The organism is Pseudomonas sp. S2_A05 (assembly GCF_054668485.1).
The window spans coordinates 3,688,182-3,710,839 of sequence record NZ_CP162775.1 but is presented as its reverse complement, the minus strand read 5'-3'; the positions used below and the strand labels follow the sequence as shown (position 1 = coordinate 3,710,839).

The window sequence follows — 22,658 nt, the reverse complement described above, 5'->3', positions numbered from 1 at the left end:
GCCTTTTTCAATGCGGTGTTTCAGTCCCCCAACGCTTCTCCCTCACGCCGAGGATCGGCACCCCCGTCAAGGTCGCTTTGCCCTGCGCATCCTTCACCCGCACGATCGCTTGGGTGCCGCTGGTCATGTCGATTTCACTGACCGTGTGGCCTTTGTCTTTCAACGCCTGAATCAGCACCGGGCTGAACTGTCCCTGTTCCAGTTCGGTGGGACCGTTGCGGCTGCCGAAGTTGGGCAGGTTGATTGCACTTTGTGCATCGAGGTTCCAGTCGAGCAGGCCGATGGTGGTTTTCGCCACGTATTCGATGATTTGCGAGCCGCCGGGCGAGCCGACCGTGGCGACAAATTCACCAGTGTTGCGATCAAAGATCAGCGTCGGCGCCATCGACGAACGTGGGCGTTTGCCCGGTTCGACGCGGTTGGCGACTTTCTGCCCGTTCTCTTCGGGGATGAACGAAAAGTCGGTCATCTGGTTGTTCAGCAGAAAGCCCTGAACCATCAGGTGCGAGCCGAACGCGGCTTCGATGGTGGTGGTCATCGATACGGCGCCGCCGAGGTCATCCACCGCCACCACTTGCGAGGTGGAGATGCGTAACGGCGAGCGGTCCGGTGCATAGGCAACCTGCACGCCCGGCGGTGTGCCCGGTTTGGCGCTGCCCATGCTGCGCTCGCCGATCAGGCTGGCGCGGCTGGCCAGGTAGGCCGGATCGAGCAGACCTTTGACCGGCACCGGGACGAAGTCGGTGTCGGCCACGTATTGCGCACGGTCGGCATAGGCCAGACGTTCAGCCTCGGCGATCAGGTGCACCGCTTGCGGCGCCGGTTCCATGCCGGCCGGCCTATTGGTGTTCACTGGTTTGAGTGGAGTCAGCGACAGGCGGGGATCGCGAGTCTCCAGCGCCTGCAACGTGCCGAGAATCTGCGCCACGGCGATCCCGCCCGACGACGGTGGCGGCATGCCGCAGACCTGCCAACGCTTGTAGTCGGTACACAGCGGCGCGCGCTCCTTGGCCTGATAACGCTGCAAATCGTTCAGCGACAGGCTGCCGGGGTTGGCGTGCTGTTGAACCCCTGGCGACGATCTCTTCGGCGATCGGACCTTTGTACAGCGCATCGGCACCTTCGCTGGCGATACGTTTGAACACGGCCGCCAACTTCGGGTTCTGCAGGCGCGTGCCGACAGCTTTGACGCTGCCATCGTCATTGAGGAAGTACGCGGCCATGTCTGGCGACTGGCGTATCAGTGGATCGGCAGTCAGCAGCGAATGCAGGCGCGGGGAAATCGCAAAGCCTTGCTCGGCCAGTTTGATCGCTGGCTCAAACAGCTTCGCCCAAGGCAAGCGACCGTGTTGTCGATGCGCCAGCTCCAGCGCCCGCAATACCCCGGGCGTACCGACCGAGCGCCCGCCGATCTGCGCTTGCGTAAAGGCCATCGGTTTACCGTCAGCCTTCAGGAACAGCTTCTCGGTGGCCCCGGCCGGCGCCGTTTCGCGGCCGTCATAGGTGCGCACCTGCTTGCCATCCCACAACACAATCATCGCCCCGCCACCGATCCCGGAAGACTGCGGCTCAACCAGCGTCAACACCGCCTGCATCGCAATCGCCGCATCAATCGCCGAACCACCCTGACGCAACATCTCCCGCCCGGCTTCGGCCGCGAGTGGATTGGCAGCAGCGGCCATGTGTTTATTGGCATGACGGGTTTGCAGATCAGTGCGGTAACCGGAAGCGGCTTCCGGTGCCAGCGGCAACGAAGAAGAGGGCGGGGCGTTGCATGCGGTGAGGGTCAGAGCGCTGACAAGCAGTGTCAGGGCTGGCAGGTGAAAGCGCTTCAAGGGCTGGGCTGGAAACACGCGGGCTCTCCGTCCGTGGGGTAGAAGTCTTCGGGGACTTTATCGAGTGGGCCGGCGGGGTGCAAACTGCGTGGGGATTACAGCCCTCCCGCTCAGCGGCCGCGCCAATCGATCGGCCGAAAACGATGCCCTTGTGGGAGCGAGCCTGCTCGCGAAAGCGGTAGCTCGGGTGGTGCGATCTTCTTGAGAGTGATGCAGGGTTAGTGAGTCAGAAACTCATTGCTTGAAGCCCGGCAGACCATGGGTAGAGCGCCACTTTTTCACGATTTCGGTAATGCTCTCGGCTGTTTGTTGTTTCATATCCTCGGGCCAATAGATAAGGTCAGTGCCCGCTGGGTGCTCACACAGACGTACAAATTCAAACAACAGCGGATCGAGAATCTCGTCTGGGCTTGTGTTGGCTGCAAGAACAGATTGCACAAATTTCAAGAATTCTGCTTCGGTGTAGTCAGCTATGCTTTGCTTGGTGCGTTTTCTTATCATTGCTTGAAGCCCGACAGCCCATGGTCACTACGCCATTTCTTCAATGACTCAATGATTCCCTGTGCCGAGTCATCGGCGCCATCTTCAGGGTAAAAAATCAAATCGGATCCTGTTGGGTGTCCACATATCAAATTAAAGTGCAGAACGAGCTTGCTTTCTTCTTCTTCGCTCCCCTCATTTCCGATAATGCGCTCAAGGACGTTGATGAATTCTTGCTCGGTGTAATCTGACAAATCGTCTTTAATAAGGAATTCCGTTGCCATTGCCTATCTCATGCACGAATCTTGGATATGTTGTGACGCAATAAATCGTAACAGCCAAAGTTAACTCGATGGCTCGAACCCTCAACGACACGATTTATCAAGAGTCTTTGAACCCCGGCAATCCCTGTGCTTCTCGCCAGTCCCTGACACTTTGCATTACCCCCACAGGGGAGTTATCAGCACCAGGCTCCGGGTAGTAGATCAAGTCCGATCCTGCTGGATGCTCGCTGATTGTCTCGAAGTGTGCCAACAGTAAGTCAGCACGATCATCGTTTTCAGCCTCTTCATCCTCTTTCGCGAGCTCTTGTAGTAGCGCGACGAATTCGGCCTCTGTGTATTCAGAAATGCTGGCTTTTAATAAGGTGTCTTTCATATTTGCCTATTCACGCCGGTGTATATCGATATGGTTCCGAGGAGTATTTACTCGAAGGTTATCTAGGTCATATACGCCACCACCCTTGGATATTTTTTCGAGATGGTGAATTTCATAAGACTTTCTACCGCCGACTCTATCGGCTTTACGCACACGTGGCGCCTTACCCTTACGCATGCGACCAACATTCTGTTCAATCAACTCCCCCCCGATGTTGACTCTGCAACAGTTTTCCAAAAGGTTGCTCTGAATGAGTCGAAGTTTTTGAATTCTCGTCCTCGTAGAGAGTTGGCAACGTCTGTTGGAATCGGAACCCCCACGTCCGAATCAGCTCCCGCAAGCCATATCCCCGCCACATCCTCTCCCACCCCCGTAACGATCCCAGGCGTCTGCCTCGCCGGCCTTGAATAAACCACATACAACGACTTCAGCCCGGTGTCCGCCGGGAACACCAGAATACAATCCTCGGCCGTTACATCCTCGCCCGGCAGACCCTCAATCTGGCTATCGGTGTTGTCCGGGATCGGGTGGACGAGGATCGGGTCGAGTGCATCACCGTGGTCGGGATAAACCAGCGGAGGCATCGACCCCAGCGGCCCGCGTTGCGGCGTCCAGAGAATGGTGATGCCGTTGAGCTTGGCCTCCATGGCGGTCTTGTCGGCGTTCCACTTGACGTTCACCGTGCGTACGGCGTCGTCGCCAGAGGCGCCGGAGTGGATGCCGTAGACCCGCAGAACACCTTCGGCATCACGACGAAACTGGAAGCGCACGCGCGTGGTGGCGCGGCTCATGCGGCGTAGTTCTTCGTCGGTGTGAAGCGTGCCGTCGGCCATTTTGCTCGGCAGCATTCCCAGCACGAACACGCTGGCCGGCCCGCCGGCGCCACGGATGGCCCAGTTCAGGCGCTGTTGCAAAATCCCGCCGCCGGCCAGACGCCCCAAAGCCAGGTCGGCACCTATCGCCGTCGCTACAGCGGTACTGGCGGAGGGCATGAGCATGGCGCCGGCGACCATGATCTTGCCGAAGTTGCTGGCTGGCTCCTCGGCAGTGCCAGCGTCCGTGCGACACCAGTTGTCCGGCGTGCAGGACTTGGCAAAGACCCTGTCTTCGCGTGGCTTGGGCGCAGGCCACTCATCCTTCTCGATGTACACCGGCTCCGGCGCTTTCGGTGGAAGCAAAGTAAACCAGGCCCTGCCACCGCTATACGGATTTAATAACCAGTCATCGTCGAGAAGGTATTTGTATTGAGGCATGCCAACTCCCTGTATGGCGCTGAATCGAGCCAGGGGGAGCTTGTCGGTATAGGAGCGATTCGGGGAGAGAGCGACAGGTGGCTGATGCTACGAAAGATCCGTTTCGTACCAGAGATCTACTTTTTTCTTACGGAGGCATCTGAATTGCATGCAGGGAGCGGGAGGAAAAGGACTTTTCTCGAGGCATAAAAAAACGGCCTACCTTTCGGTAAGCCGTTTTTAGTACTTGGTGGCTACACAGGGACTTGAACCCCGGACCCCAGCATTATGAATGCTATGCTCTAACCAACTGAGCTATGTAGCCAAGTGGCGCGCATTATTCCCCTGAAATGGCAAAGCGTCAAGCGTAAATCGAAAATATTTCTTCCTGTTTTCAACTGCTTATCCTCCAGCCCCGAAAATCGGGGCCGGGGAGGGCGTCAGCGCAGTTGGAATCTGGCGGTATTGGCGCTCAGTGCCTCGCTGCCCTGGCTCAAGGTGTCCGCCGCGAGGTTTACGGCGCGTGCACCTTCAAGCAAACGCACCGCCGCTTGATCGACCTGCTGGATATTGCCGCTGACTTCGTCGGCAGTGCTGGCCTGTTCTTCAACCGCTGTGGCGATTTGCGCCAGGGTGTCGGTGACACTCTGTACGGCGCTGGCGATTTCTCCCAGGCGTTCGCCGAGTCCGGTGACTGCTTCGGCATCCGATTGCGCCTGACCACAGGCGGCTTCCATCAGGCTTACCGCTTCGTTGACCGTGGCGCGCAGGCTGTCGACGGTGCCGGCGATCTGCGCGGTGGACGATTGCGTGCGCTGCGAGAGGCTGCGCACCTCGTCGGCGACCACGGCAAAGCCGCGACCCTGTTCGCCGGCGCGGGCGGCCTCGATGGCGGCGTTGAGCGCGAGCAGGTTGGTCTGCTCGGCGACGCCGCGAATGGTATCCACGACCAGTTGAATCTGCTGGCCTTGCTCGCTGACCCGGCCAAGCGCGGCGGCGGTATCGTTAAGGCGCTGATTGAGCTGCTGAATGCTCGCCGTGGTGCGTTCGCTGTCGCGGCTGCTGTCGGCGGCGATGCGCCGGGTTTGCTGGGCGCTGCCGGAGGCCTGTTCGCAACTCTGCGCGACACCTTGCGAGGTGGCGGCCAATTGCGTGGCGGCAGCGGCGATCTGGCTGATCTGCAATTGCTGCGCTTCGACTTCGCTCAGGGCGCCGCTGGAGTGTTGGTTGAGGCTGCGTACCGCGTTGCTCAACTGCGAGGTCTCGTGGTCGACGCCAAGCATGCTGCTGCGCAATTGCACCACAGCGACGTTGAGCGCGGTGCTGATCGCTGCCAGCTCATCGCGCCCCACCACCGGCACTTGCAGGCTCAGGTTACCGTCGCGCAAGGCTTCGGCGAGCAAGGTGATGCCGCTGGCGCTACGGCGGATCGAGGCTTGCAGGCAAACGAACAGGTATAACGCGGCCAACAGCAGGCAACCGAAGATTGCGGCGACAACAATGAACTGGCGGATCGCCGAGCTGTAATACGCATCGAGCCGCTGATCCAGCGCGACCAGGGATTGCTGGCGCAGGGAAGCGAGGTCGGTGAGCAGCGCGTCGAGGCTGCGTTCGAAGTCCTCTGGCTTGAGGTTGATGCTGCCGCCAAACACACCGTCGTCGAGGACTTTCAAGCCGCTGTCGAGGTGTTTCAGGCTGTCGTGATACTGGCCGGCCCAGGCTTGCAGCTCGGCTGGCAGACGCGCCTCCAGCAGGCCGGCGGTTTTCACCAGTTGCTCTCGGGCGTCACCAATGCGGCTGCGCAGGTCGCGCAACTGCAGGCGGCTCTGCAGGGTGAACTGCCCGGAGACCACCGAAGCCTGGCCGACCGCGGCGAGACGGCCGACACGCTCGATCAGGTCCGGCGCGTGCTGCGTGGAAATCTGCGTCAGCAGGTAGGTTTCCAGCCACGGCGCGAGGGTCAGGCGATTGTCCATGACGATCTGCTCGCGCAAGGCTTGCAGCGCGCCCAAGGCATTGGTGAAGCGGTCATAACCGTCCGGCCACCAGCCGACACTGCTCAGGCTTTTCGAATCAAGGCCATTGAGTGCGGTTTGCAGCGCCTGAAAGCGTTCGAGGATTGCGCCGTCGGCGCCTTGCTGGTTCAGGGCATTGCCCAGCTCAGTGGTGGCTTGCAGCACCGCCGGTTGCACGCCGTCGAAGGCAGCCATGGCGGCGAGGGTGGCCGGTGTCGGCTGACGATTGGTCTCGGTGGCGCGCCAGCGGGCGGCGCGGTCGCGTTGCGCGGCGAGCAGGTTGTCCAGCGCATCCAGCGCGAGCAGCTGACGCACGCCGGCACGTTCGCCCGAGATCAGATTGAGCTTCTCGCGATAGTCATGGCCGATCATCAACAGGCTACCGGCCAGCGGCAGAATGAACAGCAGAAACAATAATTGGAATTTACCTGCGAAGCCAAACCGCCCCAGCAAATTGATCCCCGGTGAAAGGAAAGCCTGCATGCCTCATGACTCCTCTGGACACCACGCACCATTGGCGTGCATCGCGAACCTTTCGGCTGCGACCTGTGCCCTCTAAAAGGCCTCGAAAGTTCACCCTCGCCCGCTCTGTAGGCCGGCTCTGTAGCGAAACTTCCCATTGTCGAGCGCCTTTGTAAGGCGATCGTGTTCAAGGGCAGAAGCAAGGCAAGATTCAGACCATGGCGTTGCGCTATCACCTTCGCCACCAACGATCCCCTGTAGGAGCTGCCGAAGGCTGCGATCTTTTGACTTTGATGCTTAGAAGCAAGATCAAAAGATCGCAGCCTTCGGCAGCTCCTACGCGAGATAGGAATGTTGGTTAGTTAGCTGGCTAAGGGGATAGCGCGAGCGCACCGAAAAATGGCACATTGACGCACCTGCCTGCGGGCACCCATCTGCTGTCCGGAATTTTCCATGGCTATCAGCAACGTCCAGACCGCCGCTGCCTCGGCGACCGCTGCTCCGCAAAGCAGCCCCTTGGTGATGCGCATCATCGGCGCGGTGGCGCTGGCGCATCTGATCAATGACCTGATCCAGTCGGTGCTGCCGTCGATCTACCCGATGCTCAAGGCCAACTATGGCCTGACGTTTACCCAGGTCGGCCTGATCACCTTGACCTTTCAGTTGACCGCGTCGCTGTTGCAGCCGTGGGTCGGGTATCACACTGATCGCCACCCCAAACCGTGGCTGTTACCGGCAGGCACGGTGTGTACCTTGATCGGCATTCTGATGATGTCGGTGGTCGGCAGCTTCCCATTGATTCTGCTGGCGGCGGCGCTGATTGGTATCGGCTCGTCGACCTTTCACCCGGAAGCCTCGCGTGTTGCGCGGCTGGCCTCGGGCGGCCGGTTTGGTCTGGCGCAATCGACCTTTCAGGTCGGCGGCAATGCCGGCTCCGCGTTCGGCCCATTGCTGGCGGCGGCGATCATCATTCCCTTCGGCCAGGGCAATGTGGCGTGGTTCGGTCTGTTCGCGGTGTTTGCGCTGTTCGTGCTGTACCGCATCAGCCGCTGGTACGCCAATCACCTGAACCTGTTCAAGCTCAAGGCCGGCCAGGCGGCGACGCACGGCTTGTCGAAGGGCAGGGTGACCAGTGCGCTGGTGGTGCTCGGGCTGCTGGTGTTCTCCAAGTATTTTTACATGGCCAGTTTCACCAGTTATTTCACCTTCTACCTGATCGAGAAGTTCGACCTGTCAGTGGCGAGTTCGCAATTGCACTTGTTCCTGTTTTTGGGCGCAGTGGCGGCTGGGACGTTCTTCGGCGGGCCTATCGGCGACAAGATCGGGCGCAAGGCAGTGATCTGGTTTTCCATCCTGGGGGTGGCGCCATTCACCCTGATCCTGCCGCATGTCGATCTGTTCTGGACCAGCATTCTCAGCGTGGTGATCGGCTTCATTCTGGCGTCGGCATTCTCGGCGATCGTGGTGTACGCGCAGGAACTGGTGCCGGGTAATGTCGGGATGATTGCCGGGATTTTCTTCGGCCTGATGTTCGGTTTCGGCGGGATTGGCGCGGCGCTGCTCGGGCATCTGGCGGATGTGCACGGGATTGAGTACGTGTATTTCCTTTGCTCATTCCTGCCGTTGTTTGGTGTGTTGGCGGTCTTTTTACCGCGTACCAAAAATTGAAGAGGCGCGTCCCCCCGCAAACTATCAGCTGCCTAGGCAGTGAGCGTTAGGGAAGGAAAAGCTTCCACCAGCCTTAAATTAAAAAATTTGGTGGAAGCTTGAGGTCATATGTGTTCTTAAATTTCGCTACGTTGAAAAGACAAAAAACCGGATCTATATTCTGCGATATTTAAAATTGACGACTTTAGGCATTTGATTAGTGCACCGTCAATTTCTGTTTTGCACTGTTTTAGTAATTCGTCGTTATCAAAGAACAATACTAGGGGCCTATTTTTTGTGTCTGAATCTTGGTCGAAGCTATTGAGCGCTTCCGCCAAGTGCGAACTCAGGTTGTCTATGTTTTCTTTTGAGTATATTCCAGCTCTCCCGAAAAAATCGAAATAGCTCATTTTCATTTCGTCGAACAATTTGAATGCTAATAGTCTAGAGCCTGCAAATAAGTCCAGGCGAGGAGCTGTTCTCATATCCAACATACATAAAGGACGATATTTTTTTGCGAACTCCGCAAAGGCTCCTTTCTTCTGAAGTTCGGACTCTCGCATGAGAACGATTATCCTGTCAGTCGTATTCACAGACGTGAGGTTCGACATCGTCTTATCCTTGAGAGCCGGGAGGGGGATCTCCGAATATGCGTTCACAATAAGGTGTAGATTTCCTTGTTTTCTAATTCTATTCATTGGGGATTCCAACGGAGTTAGAGATAAGTCTTTTTTCGACCTCTTTGTAGCTGATGCGAAGTAGTCCCGAAGTCCACTCCGGCGAACCGAGAGTCATATTCCCTTCGCTATCTTTAAGAGGTCTGTTTTTAATAAAGGCTTGTTTGTAAAGTCGAGGGGCTACGCCTGTGAAAGGTCTAAAAAGCACTTTTATTGGTTTTTCAGTGCCAGGGGACTTTGCGATTATTTCGCTAGGGGGCAGCCATTCTGTTTTTGATTTGGCAATAGCATCACCGTGCAAATCGAATGCTAAGCTCTTTGGGTACGGTTCAATGTACTGAACCTCATCAACTCCAGCTGAAACGATATGTCGGGCGCAATAATGGCAAGGAAATGTAGTTACAAAAAGCTTCCCACCTACCGGAGAGGCTCCTTTGCGAGCTGCGCTAAGCAGGGCATCCATTTCAGCGTGGACAGCTCTGCTGAATTCTAGAAGTCTTCCTATTCCCGTGTTTTTTAGAGTCTTTTTCAGGTCGGTAAATACTACGTTGTTAAGTTCTGGTACCGAACTGATTAACTCTCTAATTATTTGATCTTGGTGCCTGTTGCTGCTGCAGTATTCGTTAGTGAACGCGCACCTATGATCATGGTGGTTACCGGCATCTAAAGAGAAATTACCGCCATATACACCGCCGCCCGCGCTTGGAACTTCGTTTTTTCCTGTGGAGACTAGGTTTCCTGATTTGTCCATCAAGGCTGCACCGACTTGTCTGGAAAGACATGCGCTAGTCATTTGTGCGCCATAGGCGTGAAACATACCTGTTTCGCTAGGTGAGGGGCGAACTACCTTCCTGTACGTAAGTATATCAATCAGCCTTCCAAGTTGATCATTTACATCCCACGCAGGGTTTTCTTGTTTCTTTTCCTCACCAATGAAGCGATCTTGGGAGTTGTCAACGAAAAAGTCTGCTAGATGAAACGTGTCAGTAACTTTTTGTCCGTAAGCTATTCCAGAGTCTTGGTCGCGTGCAATGAAATTATCAATGTCAACTGTTGCGGAAGCCCTGCATTTTTCATCGCGCAGACGCGAGCGTCCTTTCTGGCTTTCACACACAACGCCTATCAAGCAAAAAGCGTCTTGATAAACGCTCCTCATAAGAGCAACCTCTGCGGGATGCTTAAGGGAATCTAGAATGTAAACGCGGAAGGTATCTTCGCTCTCATGGGTTGTTTCTTCTTCAGCTTTGTCCCTAGTAGACTTGATCTCAGTCATCAGAGTGACAGCTACACCTGCTGGATCAAGTCGTCTGATTTCGTCGCCTGCATCTTGTAGTGACTTTGCGCGAGATAGTTTATTAGTCTCGTCAATGTTTTGACCATTTTTGATGGCCCAATTTTCGATCGCAGTACTTGCTTTCAGAATAACTATTTCAGATCCCGGAATTACTGAAAGAAGCTGTTCTTGCAGGGCGGTAGCAATCCAGCTGGTTCCTGAGCCTACAGGCCCCACCACACCAAAAATTAACTCATTCGAACTGAGCTCCTTGAGGATGTCCTTCGATACCTGAATATTATCGTTGGACGCTGCTGCCAGAGATTTTTTATGGGGAGTGGCCATTTTCAATTCCATTTGCATATCAGCTCACGAATGAGCGGGATCGCATTATTTTTATCTTAAAGCGCAAAAAAAGGATAGACCAAAAAACAGATCTATCCTTTCAAGAACACCACTGAATTTAGGCAATTTCTATGCCTGTTATTTGTAATCAGACGTTGAAGCGGAAGTGCATCACGTCGCCGTCCTTGACGATGTAATCCTTGCCTTCCAGGCGCCACTTGCCGGCTTCTTTGGCGCCGGCTTCGCCCTTGTACTGGATGAAGTCGTTGTAGGCGATGACTTCGGCACGGATGAAGCCTTTTTCGAAGTCGGTGTGGATCACGCCGGCGGCCTGTGGTGCGGTGGCACCGACCTTGACGGTCCAGGCGCGGACTTCTTCGACACCGGCGGTGAAGTAGGTCTGCAGGTGCAGCATTTCGTAACCGGCGCGGATCACGCGGTTCAGGCCGGGCTCTTCCAGGCCCAGCGCTTCGAGGAACATGTCCTTCTCTTCGCCGTCGTCGAGCTCGGCGATTTCCGCTTCGATCTTGTTGCACACCGGAACGACCATGGCGCCTTCTTCTTCGGCGATGGCCTTGACCACGTCCAGGTGCGGGTTGTTCTCGAAACCGTCTTCGGCAACGTTGGCGATGTACATGACCGGCTTGGTGGTCAGCAGGTGGAAGCCCTTGATCACGGCTTTCTCATCCGCGCTCATGTTCTTCATCAGGCTGCGTGCCGGTTTGGCTTCGGTGAAGTGCGCGATCAGTTGCTCGAGCAGAGCCTTCTGAACCACGGCGTCCTTGTCACCGCCCTTGGCGTTGCGCGCGACTTTCTGCAGTTGTTTCTCGCAGCTGTCGAGGTCGGCGAAGATCAGTTCAAGGTCGATGATTTCGATGTCGCGTTTCGGGTCGACGCTGTTGGACACGTGGATCACGTTGTCGTCTTCGAAGCAGCGCACCACGTGAGCGATAGCGTCGGTTTCGCGGATGTTGGCCAGGAACTTGTTGCCCAGGCCTTCACCTTTCGAGGCGCCGGCGACGAGGCCGGCGATGTCGACGAATTCCATGGTGGTCGGCAGGATGCGCTTGGGATTGACGATGGCCGCCAGCGCTTCCAGGCGTGGATCAGGCATCGGCACGATGCCGCTGTTCGGCTCGATGGTGCAGAAGGGGAAGTTCTCGGCCGCGATACCGGATTTGGTCAGGGCGTTGAACAGGGTGGACTTGCCGACGTTAGGCAGGCCGACGATGCCGCAATTGAATCCCATGGTGTTTCCCCTCGGGTAAAAGTCAGGCCTTCTGGCTGTGCAGGTTTTTCATCGCGCGGTTCCATTCCCCGGCGAGGATATCCGGCAGCACGCCGAGGGCAAAGTCGATGCTGGCATCGAGTTTTTCCTGTTCGGCGCGTGGCGCACGACCCAGGACGAAATTTGAAACCATACTGGCAACGCCCGGGTGGCCGATGCCAAGCCGCAGACGGTAGAACGTATTCTGATTGCCCAGTTGCGCAATGATGTCGCGCAACCCGTTGTGACCGCCATGGCCGCCGCCCTGCTTGAGCTTGGCAACGCCCGGAGGCAAGTCGAGTTCGTCATGCGCCACGAGGATTTCTTCAGGCTTGATGCGGAAGAAACCGGCGAGTGCCGCCACGGCCTGGCCGCTGCGGTTCATGTAGGTGGTGGGAATCAGCAGACGAACATCCTGACCCTGATGCGAGTAGCGCCCGGTCAGGCCGAAATATTTGCGATCGGCCACAAGATTCACATTCTGTGCGTGGGCGATGCGCTCAACAAAAAGGGCCCCTGCGTTATGCCGGGTCTGTTCGTATTCAGCGCCTGGATTTCCCAGGCCAACGATCAGTTTGATGGCAGTCACGATAGGGGCCCTTCCTTGGAGTGGTGGATAACATCGCCGCGATCAGGGAAAGCGGCGAAAGTGGACGAAAAATGCTCATTTACCATGGATGTAAACTCCGCGTTCTCGCCCGCTTTCTCGCTACGTTCCAGTCCGCGATGTTACTTGCTCACTCCGGCATGACAGAGTGAATTACTCTGCTTCGCCTTCTTCGGTAGGTTCTGCAGCAACACGTGGAGCGTGGACGTTGGCAACAGCCTTGTCATCGCCGTGTGCCAGAGCAACGAACTCAACACCTTTAGGAGCTTTGAGGTCCGACAGGTGAATGATGGTGCCGATTTCTGCTTTCGACAGATCGACTTCGATGAACTCAGGCAGATCTTTTGGCAGGCAGGTCACTTCGATTTCAGCAACAACGTGCGAAACTTCGCCGCCTTTCTTCACTGGAGCTTCTTCGCCAACAAAGTGTACAGGCACGATGGCGGTCAGTTTCTGGCCGGCAACAACGCGTACGAAGTCAGCGTGCATCACGTGGCCTTTGGCCGGGTGACGCTGCAGCGCCTTGATGATGACGTTCTGCTTGGTGCCACCAACGTTCAGCTCGATGATGTGGCTGTAAGCCGCTTCGTTTTCGAGCAGTTTGGCAACTTCTTTGGCCAGCATGCTGATGGATTCAGGGGCTTTGTCGCCACCGTAAACAACAGCTGGAACCAGAGCGGCGAGACGACGCAGGCGGCGGCTCGCACCTTTCCCCAGGTCGGAACGCACTTCAGCATTCAGAGTAAAATCGTTCATTTTGTATCTCCAAAATAGCCATGACCGAGTGGCGTTTGCGACCAGCGCCGAACACGGTATGGGCAAAAAAGCCCCGCCCCGACAGGAATGCCGGGGCGGGGCGCTTTTCGTCAACGAGACATTTCGCGAAGGGCAGGGCCCTTAACGGAACATCGCGCTGATCGATTCTTCATTGCTGATGCGGCGAACCGCTTCGGCAACAACCGGTGCGATATCCAGTTGACGGATACGTGCACAGGCTTGTGCTGCAGCGGACAGCGGGATGGTGTTAGTGACCACCAGCTCGTCCAGCACGGAATTTTCGATATTCTCGATGGCCCGGCCCGACAGCACAGGGTGTGTGCAGTAGGCAAAGACCTTGGCTGCGCCATGCTCTTTCAGGGCCTTGGCCGCGTGGCACAGGGTGCCGGCGGTATCGACCATGTCATCGACCAGAATACAGGTACGCCCTTCGACATCACCGATGATATGCATCACTTCAGAGTGATTGGCTTTCTCACGGCGTTTGTCGATGATCCCGAGATCGACGCCCAGCGACTTGGCAACAGCCCGTGCACGCACGACGCCACCAATATCCGGGGACACGATCATCAGGTTTTCGAAGCGCTGATCTTCGATGTCATCCACCAGAACCGGGGAGCCGTAGATGTTATCTACCGGAATATCGAAGAAGCCCTGAATCTGGTCAGCATGCAGATCAACCGTGAGAACACGGTCGATGCCGACTACGGTAAGCATGTCAGCAACGACTTTCGCGCTGATAGCCACACGTGCGGAACGCGGACGGCGATCCTGACGGGCATAACCAAAATAAGGAATAACAGCAGTGATACGAGTAGCTGAGGAGCGGCGGAAGGCATCAGCCATCACTACCAGTTCCATCAGGTTATCGTTGGTCGGAGCGCAGGTCGGCTGAATAATGAAGACGTCTTTACCGCGAACGTTTTCATTGATCTCGGCTGTGATTTCGCCGTCGGAAAACTTGCCGACAGAGATGTCACCGAGAGGGATATGCAGCTGACGTACGACACGCCGAGCCAGATCGGGGTTGGCATTCCCCGTAAAGACCATCATCTTGGACACGCGCAGTACCTAGAGGCTGAGGGTAACCTGGATGAGTAGAGAAAATGGCAGGGGCGGCTGGATTCGAACCAACGCATGGCAGGATCAAAACCTGCTGCCTTACCGCTTGGCGACGCCCCTGTATCTGTTGCTTTCAAGTGCCGGGCACTTGATTCCTTTAGAGCAGACTTTGCAGCTTGCGATGCAACATCGAAACGTTGCTTCCTTTCGCTACAAACCCTGTAAGGGTCTCTGTCAGAAGGGCCGAGACTTTATCAGCTTCAGCTTTGCTTGGGAAGCCCCCAAACACACAACTTCCAGTTCCGGTGAGCTTTGCTTCGGTAAATTTACCTAACAAATCCAATGCGTTACGTACCTCTGGATAACGCCTTGCTACCACCGGCAAGCAGTCATTTCGACTGTTTCCCTCGGGAACGGGGCGCACTTTAATGGGCGGTGTGTTACGTGTCAACAAAGGATCGGAAAAAATTTCTGCCGTACTAACAGCGACTTGCGGCACGAGCACCAGATACCACGGTTCTTCGGGGTCGACCGGGGTCAGTTTCTCGCCGACGCCCTCGGCAAATGCCGCATGGCCACGGACGAACACTGGTACGTCGGCACCGAGTGACAGGCCCAGTTCCGCCAGACGATCTTCATCCCAGCCCAACTGCCAGAGATGGTTGAGGCCGAGCAAAGTCGTCGCCGCATTCGAACTGCCGCCACCGATGCCGCCGCCCATGGGCAGCACCTTGTCGATCCAGATGTCGATACCGAGCGCGCAGGCGGACTGTTGCTGCAACATCTTCGCCGCGCGCACGATCAGGTTGCTGTCGTGGGGCACGCCGGCGAACTCGGTGTGCAGCTGAATCACGCCGTCATCGCGCACGGCGAAAGTGATTTCATCGCCATAATCGAGGAACTGAAACAGCGTCTGCAATTCGTGATAACCGTCTTCACGGCGACCGAGAATGTGCAGCATCAAGTTGAGTTTGGCCGGCGAGGGCAGGGTCAGGCGTGCAGCGGTCATGCTTTATTGCCCCAACTTGCGCGGTTGCCAGGTCTTGATCACCAGCGTCACGTCGAGATCGGTGCCGTGCAGCTTGATGCGCTCGGGCAGCCAATAACCATTCTGTTCGGTGTAGGCGGTGTATTCGACTTTCCAGCCGTCCTGCTCAAGGCTGGCCAGGCGACTGTCGGCGTCCAGGTTCAAGCGACTCTTGCTTTCCGGCGCTGGCAGGCCGCGAACCCACCAGGCCAGATTCGACACCGGCAATTTCCAGCCCAGTTGCTCTTCGAGCAAGGCTTCAGGAGATTGCGATTCGTAGCGGCCCTGGTTGGCGACTTCCAGCGATACCTTGCCCGGGCGCCCGGTCAGGCGCGCCGCGCCACGACCCAGCGGGCCGGACAGGCGAATGTCGTAGTAGTCCTGACGCTGCAGCCAGAACAGCGTGCCGCTGCCGGAATCCTTCGGCGCGCGGATGCCGATCTTGCCGTCGATCTGCCAGCCATCGAGGCCGGTCAGTTGCTGTTTGTTTGCCGCCCATTGGGCCGGGCTGCCGTGGCCCTCGACCGATTCGCGAGTGCCGAAGCCCGAGCAGCCGGCGAGGAGGGCGATGAAGCTGAAAACAATAACGTGGCGCAAAAGCATGGTTTAAAGATTCTCGGATCCGGTCAGGCGCTTGATGGTGCTGCGCAGAATGGTGCTGTCGGGCTGATCCTTGAGGAACTTGCCCCACACTTGTTTGGCTTCGCGCTGATTGCCCTTGGCCCACAGAACCTCGCCAAGGTGCGCGGCGACTTCGTGGTCAGGGAAACGCTCGAGCGCCTGGCGCAGGTATTTCTCCGCGTCGTCCAGATTGCCCAGGCGATAGTTCACCCAGCCGAGGCTGTCGAGAACTGCCGGGTCTTCCGGGTTGATCTGGTGCGCCTGCTCGATCAGCGTTTTCGCTTCAGCATAGCGGGTGGTGCGATCGGACAAGGTGTAGCCCAGCGCATTCAGCGCCATGGCGTTGTCCGGGTCGCGCTTGATGATCAGGCGCAGGTCTTTCTCCATTTGCGCCAGATCATTGCGTTTCTCCGCGAGCATGGCGCGGGTGTAAAGCAGATTGAGATCGTCCGGATATTTCTGCAGCGCTTGTTGCAGAACCTTCCAGGCCTTGTCGTCCTGTTTGTTGGCCGACAGGCTTTCCGATTCGATCAGATACAGCTGGATCGCGTAATCCGGTTGCTCGTCACGCTCGGCCGCCAGCTTGCTCTGCGCTTCGGCGGTTTTGCCGTTGCTCATCAGGATATCGGCCTGACGCAGCTGTGCTGGCAGATAGTCATTGCCCGGGCCGACCTGGGCGTATTCGATGAGCGCGCCTTGTGGGTCATTGCGCTCTTCGGCAATCCGGCCGAGATTCAGATGCGCTGAATCGACGTGGCTTTCGCGAGCGATCAGGTCTTCCAGATAGCCCTTGGCCTCATCCCACGCCTTGGCTTCCAGGCACACCAGTGCCAGCGAGTAACGCAGTTCATCGTCTTCCGGGTATTGCTGAACGAGGGTGGAGAATTCGGCCTTGGCGTCGTCCATGCGGTCCTGTTCGACCAGCATGCGCGCGTAGGTCAGGCGCAGGCGCTTGTCTTCCGGGTATTTTCTGATGCTTTTTTGCAACAGCGGCAGCGCCTCGTCGCCACGGTTGAGCAATTGAAGCAGGCGCGCACGCAGCAGGATCGGTGCGATCTCGCCATCTTCCGGCGGATTGTCTTCAAGCAGAGTCAGCGCACCTTGATTGTCGCCATCCTGCTGCAACAGCAGAGCCTTGCCGAAAATCAGCTGATTGTTGTTCGGGTGGCGCTCAAGCAAACGGTCGAAGCTTTTCATCAGGCCGTTGCGGGTTTCCTGATCGGTGTCGGCGGCCGACAGCGCGAGGAAATCGAAATGGGTGTCGCCCTTGCCCTGCAGGACTTTCTCCATGTAGACCATGGAGTCGTCGTAACGCCCGGCGCGGGCCAGTTGCACGGCGGCGGCGCGTTGCGCTTCGAGATCGTCCGGGGCATTGCGGGCCCAGATCAGCGCGGTGTCGAGGGCCGGTTGATCGGCGCCCAGATATTCGGCGATGCGGAACGCACGCTCGGAAACGCCCGGATCCTGGGTGTTGATGGCCTGGGTCACGTAATTGTCCAGGGCAATGTCGAAACGATTGCGCTGGCCAGCGAGTTCGGCGCTCAGCAGGCTGAACACGGTTTCCTCGCTGAACGAGCCGTAAACCTTGGGCTTTTCAGGTGCGGGCGTGGTGTCTTCGACCGGCGGGGTGCCATCCGGCGCAACGGGCGCCATGGCCTGGCAGCCGCTGAGGAAGACAAAAGCGAGGAGCAACGCGGAAGATCTATTCATATAGGAAGAGGACGACTAACCTGCGGTCGGATCATCATGACACAAGCCTTCGGCCAAACATAACCGAGACTCAATTGTGGCCATTATAGGGGCTGACGATTGGGACAATAGTCAGCGGTAGTTGTTCTGAATCTTTCGAAGTAGGACAATTGCCGGCTTCACGTCACCATCAGCGACCTTGAATGGCCTTCCTTGCACTCGGTATTAACCACAAGACTGCTTCAGTAGACGTCCGCGAGCGCGTGGCCTTTACCCCTGAGCAGCTGGTGGAGGCCTTGCAGCAGCTCTGCCGACTGACCGACAGCCGCGAAGCCGCGATCCTCTCCACCTGCAATCGCAGTGAGCTTTATATAGAACAGGATCAGCTGTCGGCCGATGTCGTGCTGCGCTGGCTGGCCGATTATCACCATCTGAGTCTCGACGAGCTGCGCGCCAGTGCTTACGTGCATGAAGACGATGCGGCTGTTCGTCACATGATGCGCGTCGCCTCCGGGCTCGACTCGCTGGTGCTGGGCGAACCGCAGATTCTCGGTCAGATGAAATCGGCCTACGCCGTGGCCCGCGAGGCCGGCACCATCGGTCCGCTGCTGGGGCGGTTGTTTCAGGCGACGTTCAATGCCGCCAAGCAGGTGCGTACCGATACTGCGATTGGCGAGAACCCGGTGTCGGTGGCGTTTGCTGCGGTGAGCCTGGCGAAACAGATTTTCAGCGATCTGCAACGCAGCCAGGCGCTGCTGATCGGTGCCGGCGAGACGATTACGCTGGTCGCGCGCCATTTGCATGAGCTGGGGGTCAAGCGCATCGTCGTCGCCAACCGCACGCTCGAGCGCGCCAGTCAGTTGGCCGAGCAGTTCGGCGCTCACGCGGTGCTGCTCTCGGACATCCCGGCGGAGCTGGTGCGCAGCGACATCGTCATCAGTTCGACCGCCAGCCAGTTGCCGATCCTCGGCAAGGGTGCGGTGGAAAGTGCGCTGAAGCTGCGCAAGCACAAGCCGATCTTCATGGTCGACATCGCGGTACCACGAGATATCGAGCCAGAAGTCGGCGAGTTGGACGACGTTTACCTGTACAGCGTCGACGATCTCCACGAAGTGGTCGCCGAGAACCTCAAGAGCCGTCAGGGCGCTGCGCAAGCGGCGGAGGAGATGGTCTCGGTCGGCGCCGACGATTTCATGGTGCGCCTGCGCGAACTGGCGGCAGTCGATGTGCTCAAGGCCTATCGTCAACAGAGCGAGCGCTTGCGTGACGAGGAATTGCAAAAAGCCCTGCGTCTGCTGGCCAACGGCGGCAACGCCGAAGACGTGCTCGGGCAACTGGCCCGTGGCCTGACCAACAAACTCTTGCATGCGCCCAGCGTGCAATTGAAAAAGCTGTCTGCCGAAGGCCGCCTCGATGCGCTGGCCATGGCCCAGGAACTCTTTGCCCTTGAGGGCTCACCGGATAGTTTTTCGGATAAAAAACCGCAATGAAAGCGTCACTGCTCAACAAGCTGGACATTCTCCAGGACCGTTTCGAGGAACTGACCGCGCTGCTCGGCGACGGTGAAGTCATTGCCGATCAGGCCAAATTCCGCGCCTATTCCAAGGAGTACGCCGAACTCGAGCCGGTAGTGGCCGCCTATAAAAAGCTGCTCGGCGTACAAAGCGATCTTGAAGGCGCGCAGGCGCTGCTCAAGGACAACGACCCGGACATGCGCGAAATGGCCGTGGAAGAAGTTCGCGAAGCCAAGGAGTTGCTGGTCACGCTGGAATCCGATCTGCAGCGCATGTTGCTGCCTAAAGATCCGAATGACGGGCGCAACGTCTTCCTCGAAATCCGCGCCGGCACCGGTGGCGACGAGGCGGCGATCTTCTCCGGCGACCTGTTCCGCATGTACTCGCGTTATGCCGAGCGGCGTGGCTGGCGCGTCGAGATCCTCTCGGAAAACGAAGGCGAACACGGTGGCTATAAAGAAGTCATCGCGCGCATTGAAGGCGACAACGTTTACGGCAAGCTGAAATTCGAGTCCGGCGCGCACCGCGTTCAGCGCGTACCCGCCACCGAATCCCAGGGCCGGATCCACACCTCGGCGTGCACCGTGGCAGTGTTGCCGGAGCCGGACGAGCGCGAAGCGATCGAGATCAACCCGGCGGATCTGCGCGTCGACACTTACCGTTCCTCCGGGGCCGGTGGTCAGCACGTCAACACCACCGATTCGGCGATCCGCATTACCCACATCCCGACCGGCACTGTCGTCGAATGCCAGGAAGAGCGCTCCCAGCACAAGAACCGTGCCCGGGCGATGGCGTGGCTGTCGGCCAAGCTCAACGATCAGCAAAACGCAGCGGCGGCCAACGCGATTGCCAGTGAGCGCAAGTTGCTGGTCGGCTCCGGTGATCGTTCCGAGCGTATCCGCACCTACAACTATGCCCAGGGCCGGGTCACCGACCATCGCGTCAACCTGACCCTGTATTCGCTGGATGAAATTCTCGCCGGTGGCGTCGAAGCCGTGATCGAGCCCTTGCTGGCCGAATATCAGGCTGACCAACTCGCAGCGATAGGTGAATAAATGACCATCATCGCCAGCCTGTTGCGCGCCGCCGAGTTGCCGGACTCGCCGACTGCGCGTCTGGACGCTGAATTGCTTCTCGCCGCCGCACTGGGCAAGTCGCGCAGCTTCCTGCATACCTGGCCCGAGCGCATCGTGCCGAGTGAAGCGGCGCTGACCTTTGCCGAGTATTTGCAACGGCGGCGTAGCGGTGAACCGGTGGCCTACATTCTCGGCCAGCAGGGCTTTTGGAAGCTGGATCTGGAAGTCGCGCCGCACACGCTGATTCCGCGTCCTGACACCGAATTGCTGGTGGAGGCAGCCCTTGAGCTGCTGCCGGCAACTCCGGCCAAGGTTCTTGATCTGGGCACCGGCAGTGGCGCGATTGCTTTGGCCTTGGCCAGCGAACGCCCGGCGTGGAAAATCACTGCCGTGGATCGTGTGCTTGAAGCCGTGGCCTTGGCCGAACGCAATCGCCAGCGTCTGCACCTGAACAACGCTACGGTGCTGAACAGCCATTGGTTCAGCGCACTTGCAGGCCAGCGCTTTCAACTGATCATCAGCAACCCGCCGTACATTGCCGCCGCCGATCCGCATCTGGTCGAGGGCGATGTACGCTTCGAACCGGCCAGTGCGCTGGTCGCCGGTGAAGATGGTCTCGATGATCTGCGTCTGATTGTTGCGCAGGCGCCGGATTATCTTGAAACCGGCGGCTGGCTGATGCTCGAACACGGCTATGATCAGGCCGAAGCCGTGCGTGATCTGCTGCTCACTCGTGGCTTTGAAGAAGTCCACAGCCGCACCGATCTGGGCGGCCATCAACGCATCAGTCTGGGGCGCCTGCCGTGCTGAATGATCAGGAATTGCTGCGCTACAGCCGGCAGATTCTGCTGCAACACATCGACATCGACGGGCAGCTGAAGCTCAAGGCCAGCCGCGTGCTGATCGTCGGCCTCGGCGGCCTCGGCGCGCCAGTGGCGTTGTATCTGGCAGCGGCGGGCGTCGGCGAATTGCATCTGGCGGATTTCGACACGGTCGATCTGACCAATCTGCAACGGCAGATCATTCACGACACCGACAGTGTCGGCATGTCCAAGGTCGACTCGGCGCTCAAGCGCCTGGGCGCGATCAATCCGGAAATTCAACTGGTCGCCCATCGCCAGGCGCTGGACGAGGATTCTCTCGGTGCAGCGGTGGCGGCGGTGGATCTGGTGCTCGATTGCTCGGACAACTTCTCTACCCGCGAGTCGGTTAACGCCGCCTGTGTTGCCGCGTGCAAGCCACTGGTCAGTGGCGCGGCGATTCGTCTAGAAGGGCAGTTGTCGGTGTTCGATCCACGACGTGCCGACAGCCCTTGCTATCACTGCCTGTACGGTCACGGCAGTGAAGCCGAACTGACCTGCAGCGAGGCCGGCGTGGTCGGGCCATTGGTCGGTCTGGTCGGCAGCTTGCAGGCGCTCGAAGCGTTGAAGGTTCTGGTCGGCTTTGGTGAACCATTGGTGGGGCGACTGTTGTTGATCGACGCCTTGGGCTCGCGATTCCGTGAGCTTCGCGTCAAGCGCGATCCGGGCTGCAGCGTCTGTGGCGCCCGCCATGCGTGAAGCGCCGATCGGCGTGTTCGATTCCGGGGTCGGCGGCTTGTCGGTCCTCGGCGAAATCCAGCGCTTGCTGCCCAACGAATCGCTGCTTTATGTCGCCGATTGCGGGAACATTCCTTACGGCGAGAAAACCCCGGAATTCATCCGCGAGCGTTGCAGCGTGATGGCCAGGTTTTTTCGCGAGCAGGGGGCCAAAGCTTTGGTGCTGGCGTGCAATACCGCGACCGTGGCGGGGGTTGCCGATCTGCGTCGCGATTTCCCCGACTGGCCGATTGTCGGCATGGAACCGGCGGTCAAACCGGCCGCAGCGGCCACACGAAGCGGCGTGGTTGGCGTCCTGGCCACGACCGGCACGTTGCAGAGCGCGAAGTTTGCCGCGTTGCTCGATCGCTTCGCGGCTGACATAAAAGTCATCACCCAGCCCTGTCCGGGACTGGTCGAACTGATCGAAACGGGTGATCTGCACAGCGCCGAATTACGCACTTTATTGCAAGGTTACGTCGCTCCATTGCTGGCGCAAAACTGCGACACGATCATTCTTGGCTGTACCCATTATCCCTTCCTAAAGCCGCTACTCAGGTCGATGATCGCCGACGATGTCAGCCTGATCGATACCGGAGATGCCGTGGCCCGGCAGTTGCAACGCTTGCTCGCCGAGCGTGATCTGCTGGCGCAACGTCCGAGCCAGCCGGTGAAGTTCTGGACCAGCGGCGATCCGCAATCTCTCAGAAAAATCCTACCGTTGCTGGGCCAAACTGCGTCGAATGTGCAAAACTTCGACTTGTAAAAAAAATGTGAAATAACTAAAAAAACGCTGAACTTCTGACCAAGCGCGGATT

Annotated in this window: 20 protein-coding genes, 2 tRNA genes and 1 pseudogene; 6 read left to right on the top strand and 17 right to left on the bottom strand. The window is 58.0% G+C overall.

What is annotated here, in order from left to right; translation table 11 throughout:
- Positions 1 to 20: 20 nt before the first annotated feature.
- From ggt to AB4O12_RS16850, 8 genes and pseudogenes are all read right to left on the bottom strand, one after another.
- Positions 21 to 1,853, bottom strand: a pseudogene (gene ggt / locus AB4O12_RS16885) (gamma-glutamyltransferase).
- A gap of 216 nt (positions 1,854 to 2,069) precedes the next feature.
- Positions 2,070 to 2,336, bottom strand: a complete 267-nt coding sequence (locus AB4O12_RS16880) for a bacteriocin immunity protein (protein ID WP_460059166.1) — start codon at positions 2,334 to 2,336, stop codon at positions 2,070 to 2,072.
- Positions 2,333 to 2,599: a bacteriocin immunity protein gene (locus tag AB4O12_RS16875; protein WP_224789895.1), complete on the bottom strand. Its 267-nt coding sequence runs from the start codon at positions 2,597 to 2,599 to the stop codon at positions 2,333 to 2,335. The genes AB4O12_RS16880 and AB4O12_RS16875 overlap by 4 nt, the downstream gene beginning before the upstream one ends.
- A gap of 97 nt (positions 2,600 to 2,696) precedes the next feature.
- Positions 2,697 to 2,972, bottom strand: a complete 276-nt coding sequence (locus AB4O12_RS16870; RefSeq protein WP_150741817.1) for a bacteriocin immunity protein — start codon at positions 2,970 to 2,972, stop codon at positions 2,697 to 2,699.
- 6 nt (positions 2,973 to 2,978) lie between these two features.
- A complete protein-coding gene (locus AB4O12_RS16865; protein ID WP_330221322.1) occupies positions 2,979 to 3,149 on the bottom strand; it encodes a hypothetical protein in 171 nt (56 codons plus the stop codon).
- 20 nt (positions 3,150 to 3,169) lie between these two features.
- Positions 3,170 to 4,225 (bottom strand): S-type pyocin domain-containing protein, encoded by a 1,056-nt coding sequence (locus AB4O12_RS16860; protein WP_460059163.1) that lies wholly within the window; start codon positions 4,223 to 4,225, stop codon positions 3,170 to 3,172.
- A gap of 227 nt (positions 4,226 to 4,452) precedes the next feature.
- Positions 4,453 to 4,529, bottom strand: a tRNA-Met gene (locus AB4O12_RS16855).
- Positions 4,530 to 4,644: 115 nt separating this feature from the next.
- Positions 4,645 to 6,702 carry a methyl-accepting chemotaxis protein gene (locus AB4O12_RS16850; protein ID WP_460059161.1) on the bottom strand — a complete coding sequence of 686 codons (2,058 nt, stop codon included), beginning with the start codon at positions 6,700 to 6,702 and terminating at the stop codon, positions 4,645 to 4,647.
- Positions 6,703 to 7,134: 432 nt separating this feature from the next.
- On the opposite strand from AB4O12_RS16850, the gene AB4O12_RS16845 reads away from it, so the two are divergent.
- Positions 7,135 to 8,349 (top strand): MFS transporter, encoded by a 1,215-nt coding sequence (locus tag AB4O12_RS16845; RefSeq protein WP_460059159.1) that lies wholly within the window; start codon positions 7,135 to 7,137, stop codon positions 8,347 to 8,349.
- 669 nt (positions 8,350 to 9,018) lie between these two features.
- On the opposite strand, the gene AB4O12_RS16840 is transcribed toward AB4O12_RS16845, so the two are convergent.
- From AB4O12_RS16840 to AB4O12_RS16800, 9 genes are all read right to left on the bottom strand, one after another.
- On the bottom strand, positions 9,019 to 10,623 hold the full coding sequence (locus AB4O12_RS16840; RefSeq protein WP_460059157.1) for an anti-phage dCTP deaminase: 1,605 nt from the start codon (positions 10,621 to 10,623) through the stop codon (positions 9,019 to 9,021).
- A 148-nt stretch (positions 10,624 to 10,771) separates the two neighbouring features.
- Complete coding sequence (gene ychF / locus AB4O12_RS16835; RefSeq protein WP_016773202.1) at positions 10,772 to 11,872, bottom strand: redox-regulated ATPase YchF; 1,101 nt, start codon at positions 11,870 to 11,872, stop codon at positions 10,772 to 10,774.
- A gap of 22 nt (positions 11,873 to 11,894) precedes the next feature.
- The gene (pth, locus tag AB4O12_RS16830) at positions 11,895 to 12,479 is read right to left on the bottom strand and encodes an aminoacyl-tRNA hydrolase (RefSeq protein ID WP_016773203.1); all 585 of its coding nucleotides are present in this window, start codon (positions 12,477 to 12,479) and stop codon (positions 11,895 to 11,897) included.
- 171 nt (positions 12,480 to 12,650) lie between these two features.
- Positions 12,651 to 13,253: a 50S ribosomal protein L25/general stress protein Ctc gene (locus AB4O12_RS16825; protein ID WP_024014298.1), complete on the bottom strand. Its 603-nt coding sequence runs from the start codon at positions 13,251 to 13,253 to the stop codon at positions 12,651 to 12,653.
- A 141-nt stretch (positions 13,254 to 13,394) separates the two neighbouring features.
- Positions 13,395 to 14,336 carry a ribose-phosphate pyrophosphokinase gene (locus AB4O12_RS16820; RefSeq protein ID WP_003171603.1) on the bottom strand — a complete coding sequence of 314 codons (942 nt, stop codon included), beginning with the start codon at positions 14,334 to 14,336 and terminating at the stop codon, positions 13,395 to 13,397.
- A 45-nt stretch (positions 14,337 to 14,381) separates the two neighbouring features.
- Positions 14,382 to 14,456, bottom strand: a tRNA-Gln gene (locus AB4O12_RS16815).
- Positions 14,457 to 14,493: 37 nt separating this feature from the next.
- A complete protein-coding gene (gene ispE, locus AB4O12_RS16810) occupies positions 14,494 to 15,345 on the bottom strand; it encodes a 4-(cytidine 5'-diphospho)-2-C-methyl-D-erythritol kinase (protein ID WP_136492711.1) in 852 nt (283 codons plus the stop codon).
- Positions 15,346 to 15,348: 3 nt separating this feature from the next.
- Complete coding sequence (gene lolB / locus AB4O12_RS16805) at positions 15,349 to 15,966, bottom strand: lipoprotein insertase outer membrane protein LolB (protein ID WP_016773207.1); 618 nt, start codon at positions 15,964 to 15,966, stop codon at positions 15,349 to 15,351.
- Positions 15,967 to 15,969: 3 nt separating this feature from the next.
- Positions 15,970 to 17,694, bottom strand: a complete 1,725-nt coding sequence (locus tag AB4O12_RS16800) for a tetratricopeptide repeat protein (protein ID WP_041480005.1) — start codon at positions 17,692 to 17,694, stop codon at positions 15,970 to 15,972.
- Between the two features lie 182 nt (positions 17,695 to 17,876).
- Here AB4O12_RS16800 and hemA point away from each other — a divergent pair, with 182 nt between their 5' ends.
- The 5 genes from hemA to murI are packed head-to-tail and all read left to right on the top strand — an operon-like array spanning position 17,877 to position 22,606.
- On the top strand, positions 17,877 to 19,163 hold the full coding sequence (hemA, locus tag AB4O12_RS16795) for a glutamyl-tRNA reductase (RefSeq protein WP_016773209.1): 1,287 nt from the start codon (positions 17,877 to 17,879) through the stop codon (positions 19,161 to 19,163).
- Positions 19,160 to 20,242: a peptide chain release factor 1 gene (gene prfA, locus AB4O12_RS16790; protein WP_016773210.1), complete on the top strand. Its 1,083-nt coding sequence runs from the start codon at positions 19,160 to 19,162 to the stop codon at positions 20,240 to 20,242. The genes hemA and prfA overlap by 4 nt, the downstream gene beginning before the upstream one ends.
- The gene (gene prmC / locus AB4O12_RS16785; RefSeq protein ID WP_460059152.1) at positions 20,243 to 21,073 is read left to right on the top strand and encodes a peptide chain release factor N(5)-glutamine methyltransferase; all 831 of its coding nucleotides are present in this window, start codon (positions 20,243 to 20,245) and stop codon (positions 21,071 to 21,073) included.
- The gene (locus AB4O12_RS16780; RefSeq protein ID WP_375122681.1) at positions 21,067 to 21,822 is read left to right on the top strand and encodes a molybdopterin-synthase adenylyltransferase MoeB; all 756 of its coding nucleotides are present in this window, start codon (positions 21,067 to 21,069) and stop codon (positions 21,820 to 21,822) included. The genes prmC and AB4O12_RS16780 overlap by 7 nt, the downstream gene beginning before the upstream one ends.
- A complete protein-coding gene (gene murI / locus AB4O12_RS16775) occupies positions 21,815 to 22,606 on the top strand; it encodes a glutamate racemase (protein WP_375122680.1) in 792 nt (263 codons plus the stop codon). Before AB4O12_RS16780 ends, murI begins: the two co-directional genes overlap by 8 nt.
- Positions 22,607 to 22,658 lie beyond the last annotated feature (52 nt).

Excerpts from the sequence above, each read along its gene's own strand:
- AB4O12_RS16840 (WP_460059157.1), bottom strand. The coding sequence starts at position 10,623 with ATGGCCACTCCCCATAAAAAATCTCTGGCAGCAGCGTCCAACGATAAT.
- AB4O12_RS16850 (WP_460059161.1), bottom strand. The coding sequence starts at position 6,702 with ATGCAGGCTTTCCTTTCACCGGGGATCAATTTGCTGGGGCGGTTTGGC.
- hemA (WP_016773209.1), top strand. The coding sequence starts at position 17,877 with ATGGCCTTCCTTGCACTCGGTATTAACCACAAGACTGCTTCAGTAGAC.
- AB4O12_RS16825 (WP_024014298.1), bottom strand. The coding sequence starts at position 13,253 with ATGAACGATTTTACTCTGAATGCTGAAGTGCGTTCCGACCTGGGGAAA.
- lolB (WP_016773207.1), bottom strand. The coding sequence starts at position 15,966 with ATGCTTTTGCGCCACGTTATTGTTTTCAGCTTCATCGCCCTCCTCGCC.
- AB4O12_RS16800 (WP_041480005.1), bottom strand. The coding sequence starts at position 17,694 with ATGAATAGATCTTCCGCGTTGCTCCTCGCTTTTGTCTTCCTCAGCGGC.
- AB4O12_RS16875 (WP_224789895.1), bottom strand. The coding sequence starts at position 2,599 with ATGGCAACGGAATTCCTTATTAAAGACGATTTGTCAGATTACACCGAG.
- AB4O12_RS16880 (WP_460059166.1), bottom strand. The coding sequence starts at position 2,336 with ATGATAAGAAAACGCACCAAGCAAAGCATAGCTGACTACACCGAAGCA.
- ispE (WP_136492711.1), bottom strand. The coding sequence starts at position 15,345 with ATGACCGCTGCACGCCTGACCCTGCCCTCGCCGGCCAAACTCAACTTG.
- AB4O12_RS16870 (WP_150741817.1), bottom strand. The coding sequence starts at position 2,972 with ATGAAAGACACCTTATTAAAAGCCAGCATTTCTGAATACACAGAGGCC.
- AB4O12_RS16860 (WP_460059163.1), bottom strand. The coding sequence starts at position 4,225 with ATGCCTCAATACAAATACCTTCTCGACGATGACTGGTTATTAAATCCG.
- ychF (WP_016773202.1), bottom strand. The coding sequence starts at position 11,872 with ATGGGATTCAATTGCGGCATCGTCGGCCTGCCTAACGTCGGCAAGTCC.
- murI (WP_375122680.1), top strand. The coding sequence starts at position 21,815 with ATGCGTGAAGCGCCGATCGGCGTGTTCGATTCCGGGGTCGGCGGCTTG.
- AB4O12_RS16865 (WP_330221322.1), bottom strand. The coding sequence starts at position 3,149 with ATGCGTAAGGGTAAGGCGCCACGTGTGCGTAAAGCCGATAGAGTCGGC.
- prfA (WP_016773210.1), top strand. The coding sequence starts at position 19,160 with ATGAAAGCGTCACTGCTCAACAAGCTGGACATTCTCCAGGACCGTTTC.
- AB4O12_RS16845 (WP_460059159.1), top strand. The coding sequence starts at position 7,135 with ATGGCTATCAGCAACGTCCAGACCGCCGCTGCCTCGGCGACCGCTGCT.
- prmC (WP_460059152.1), top strand. The coding sequence starts at position 20,243 with ATGACCATCATCGCCAGCCTGTTGCGCGCCGCCGAGTTGCCGGACTCG.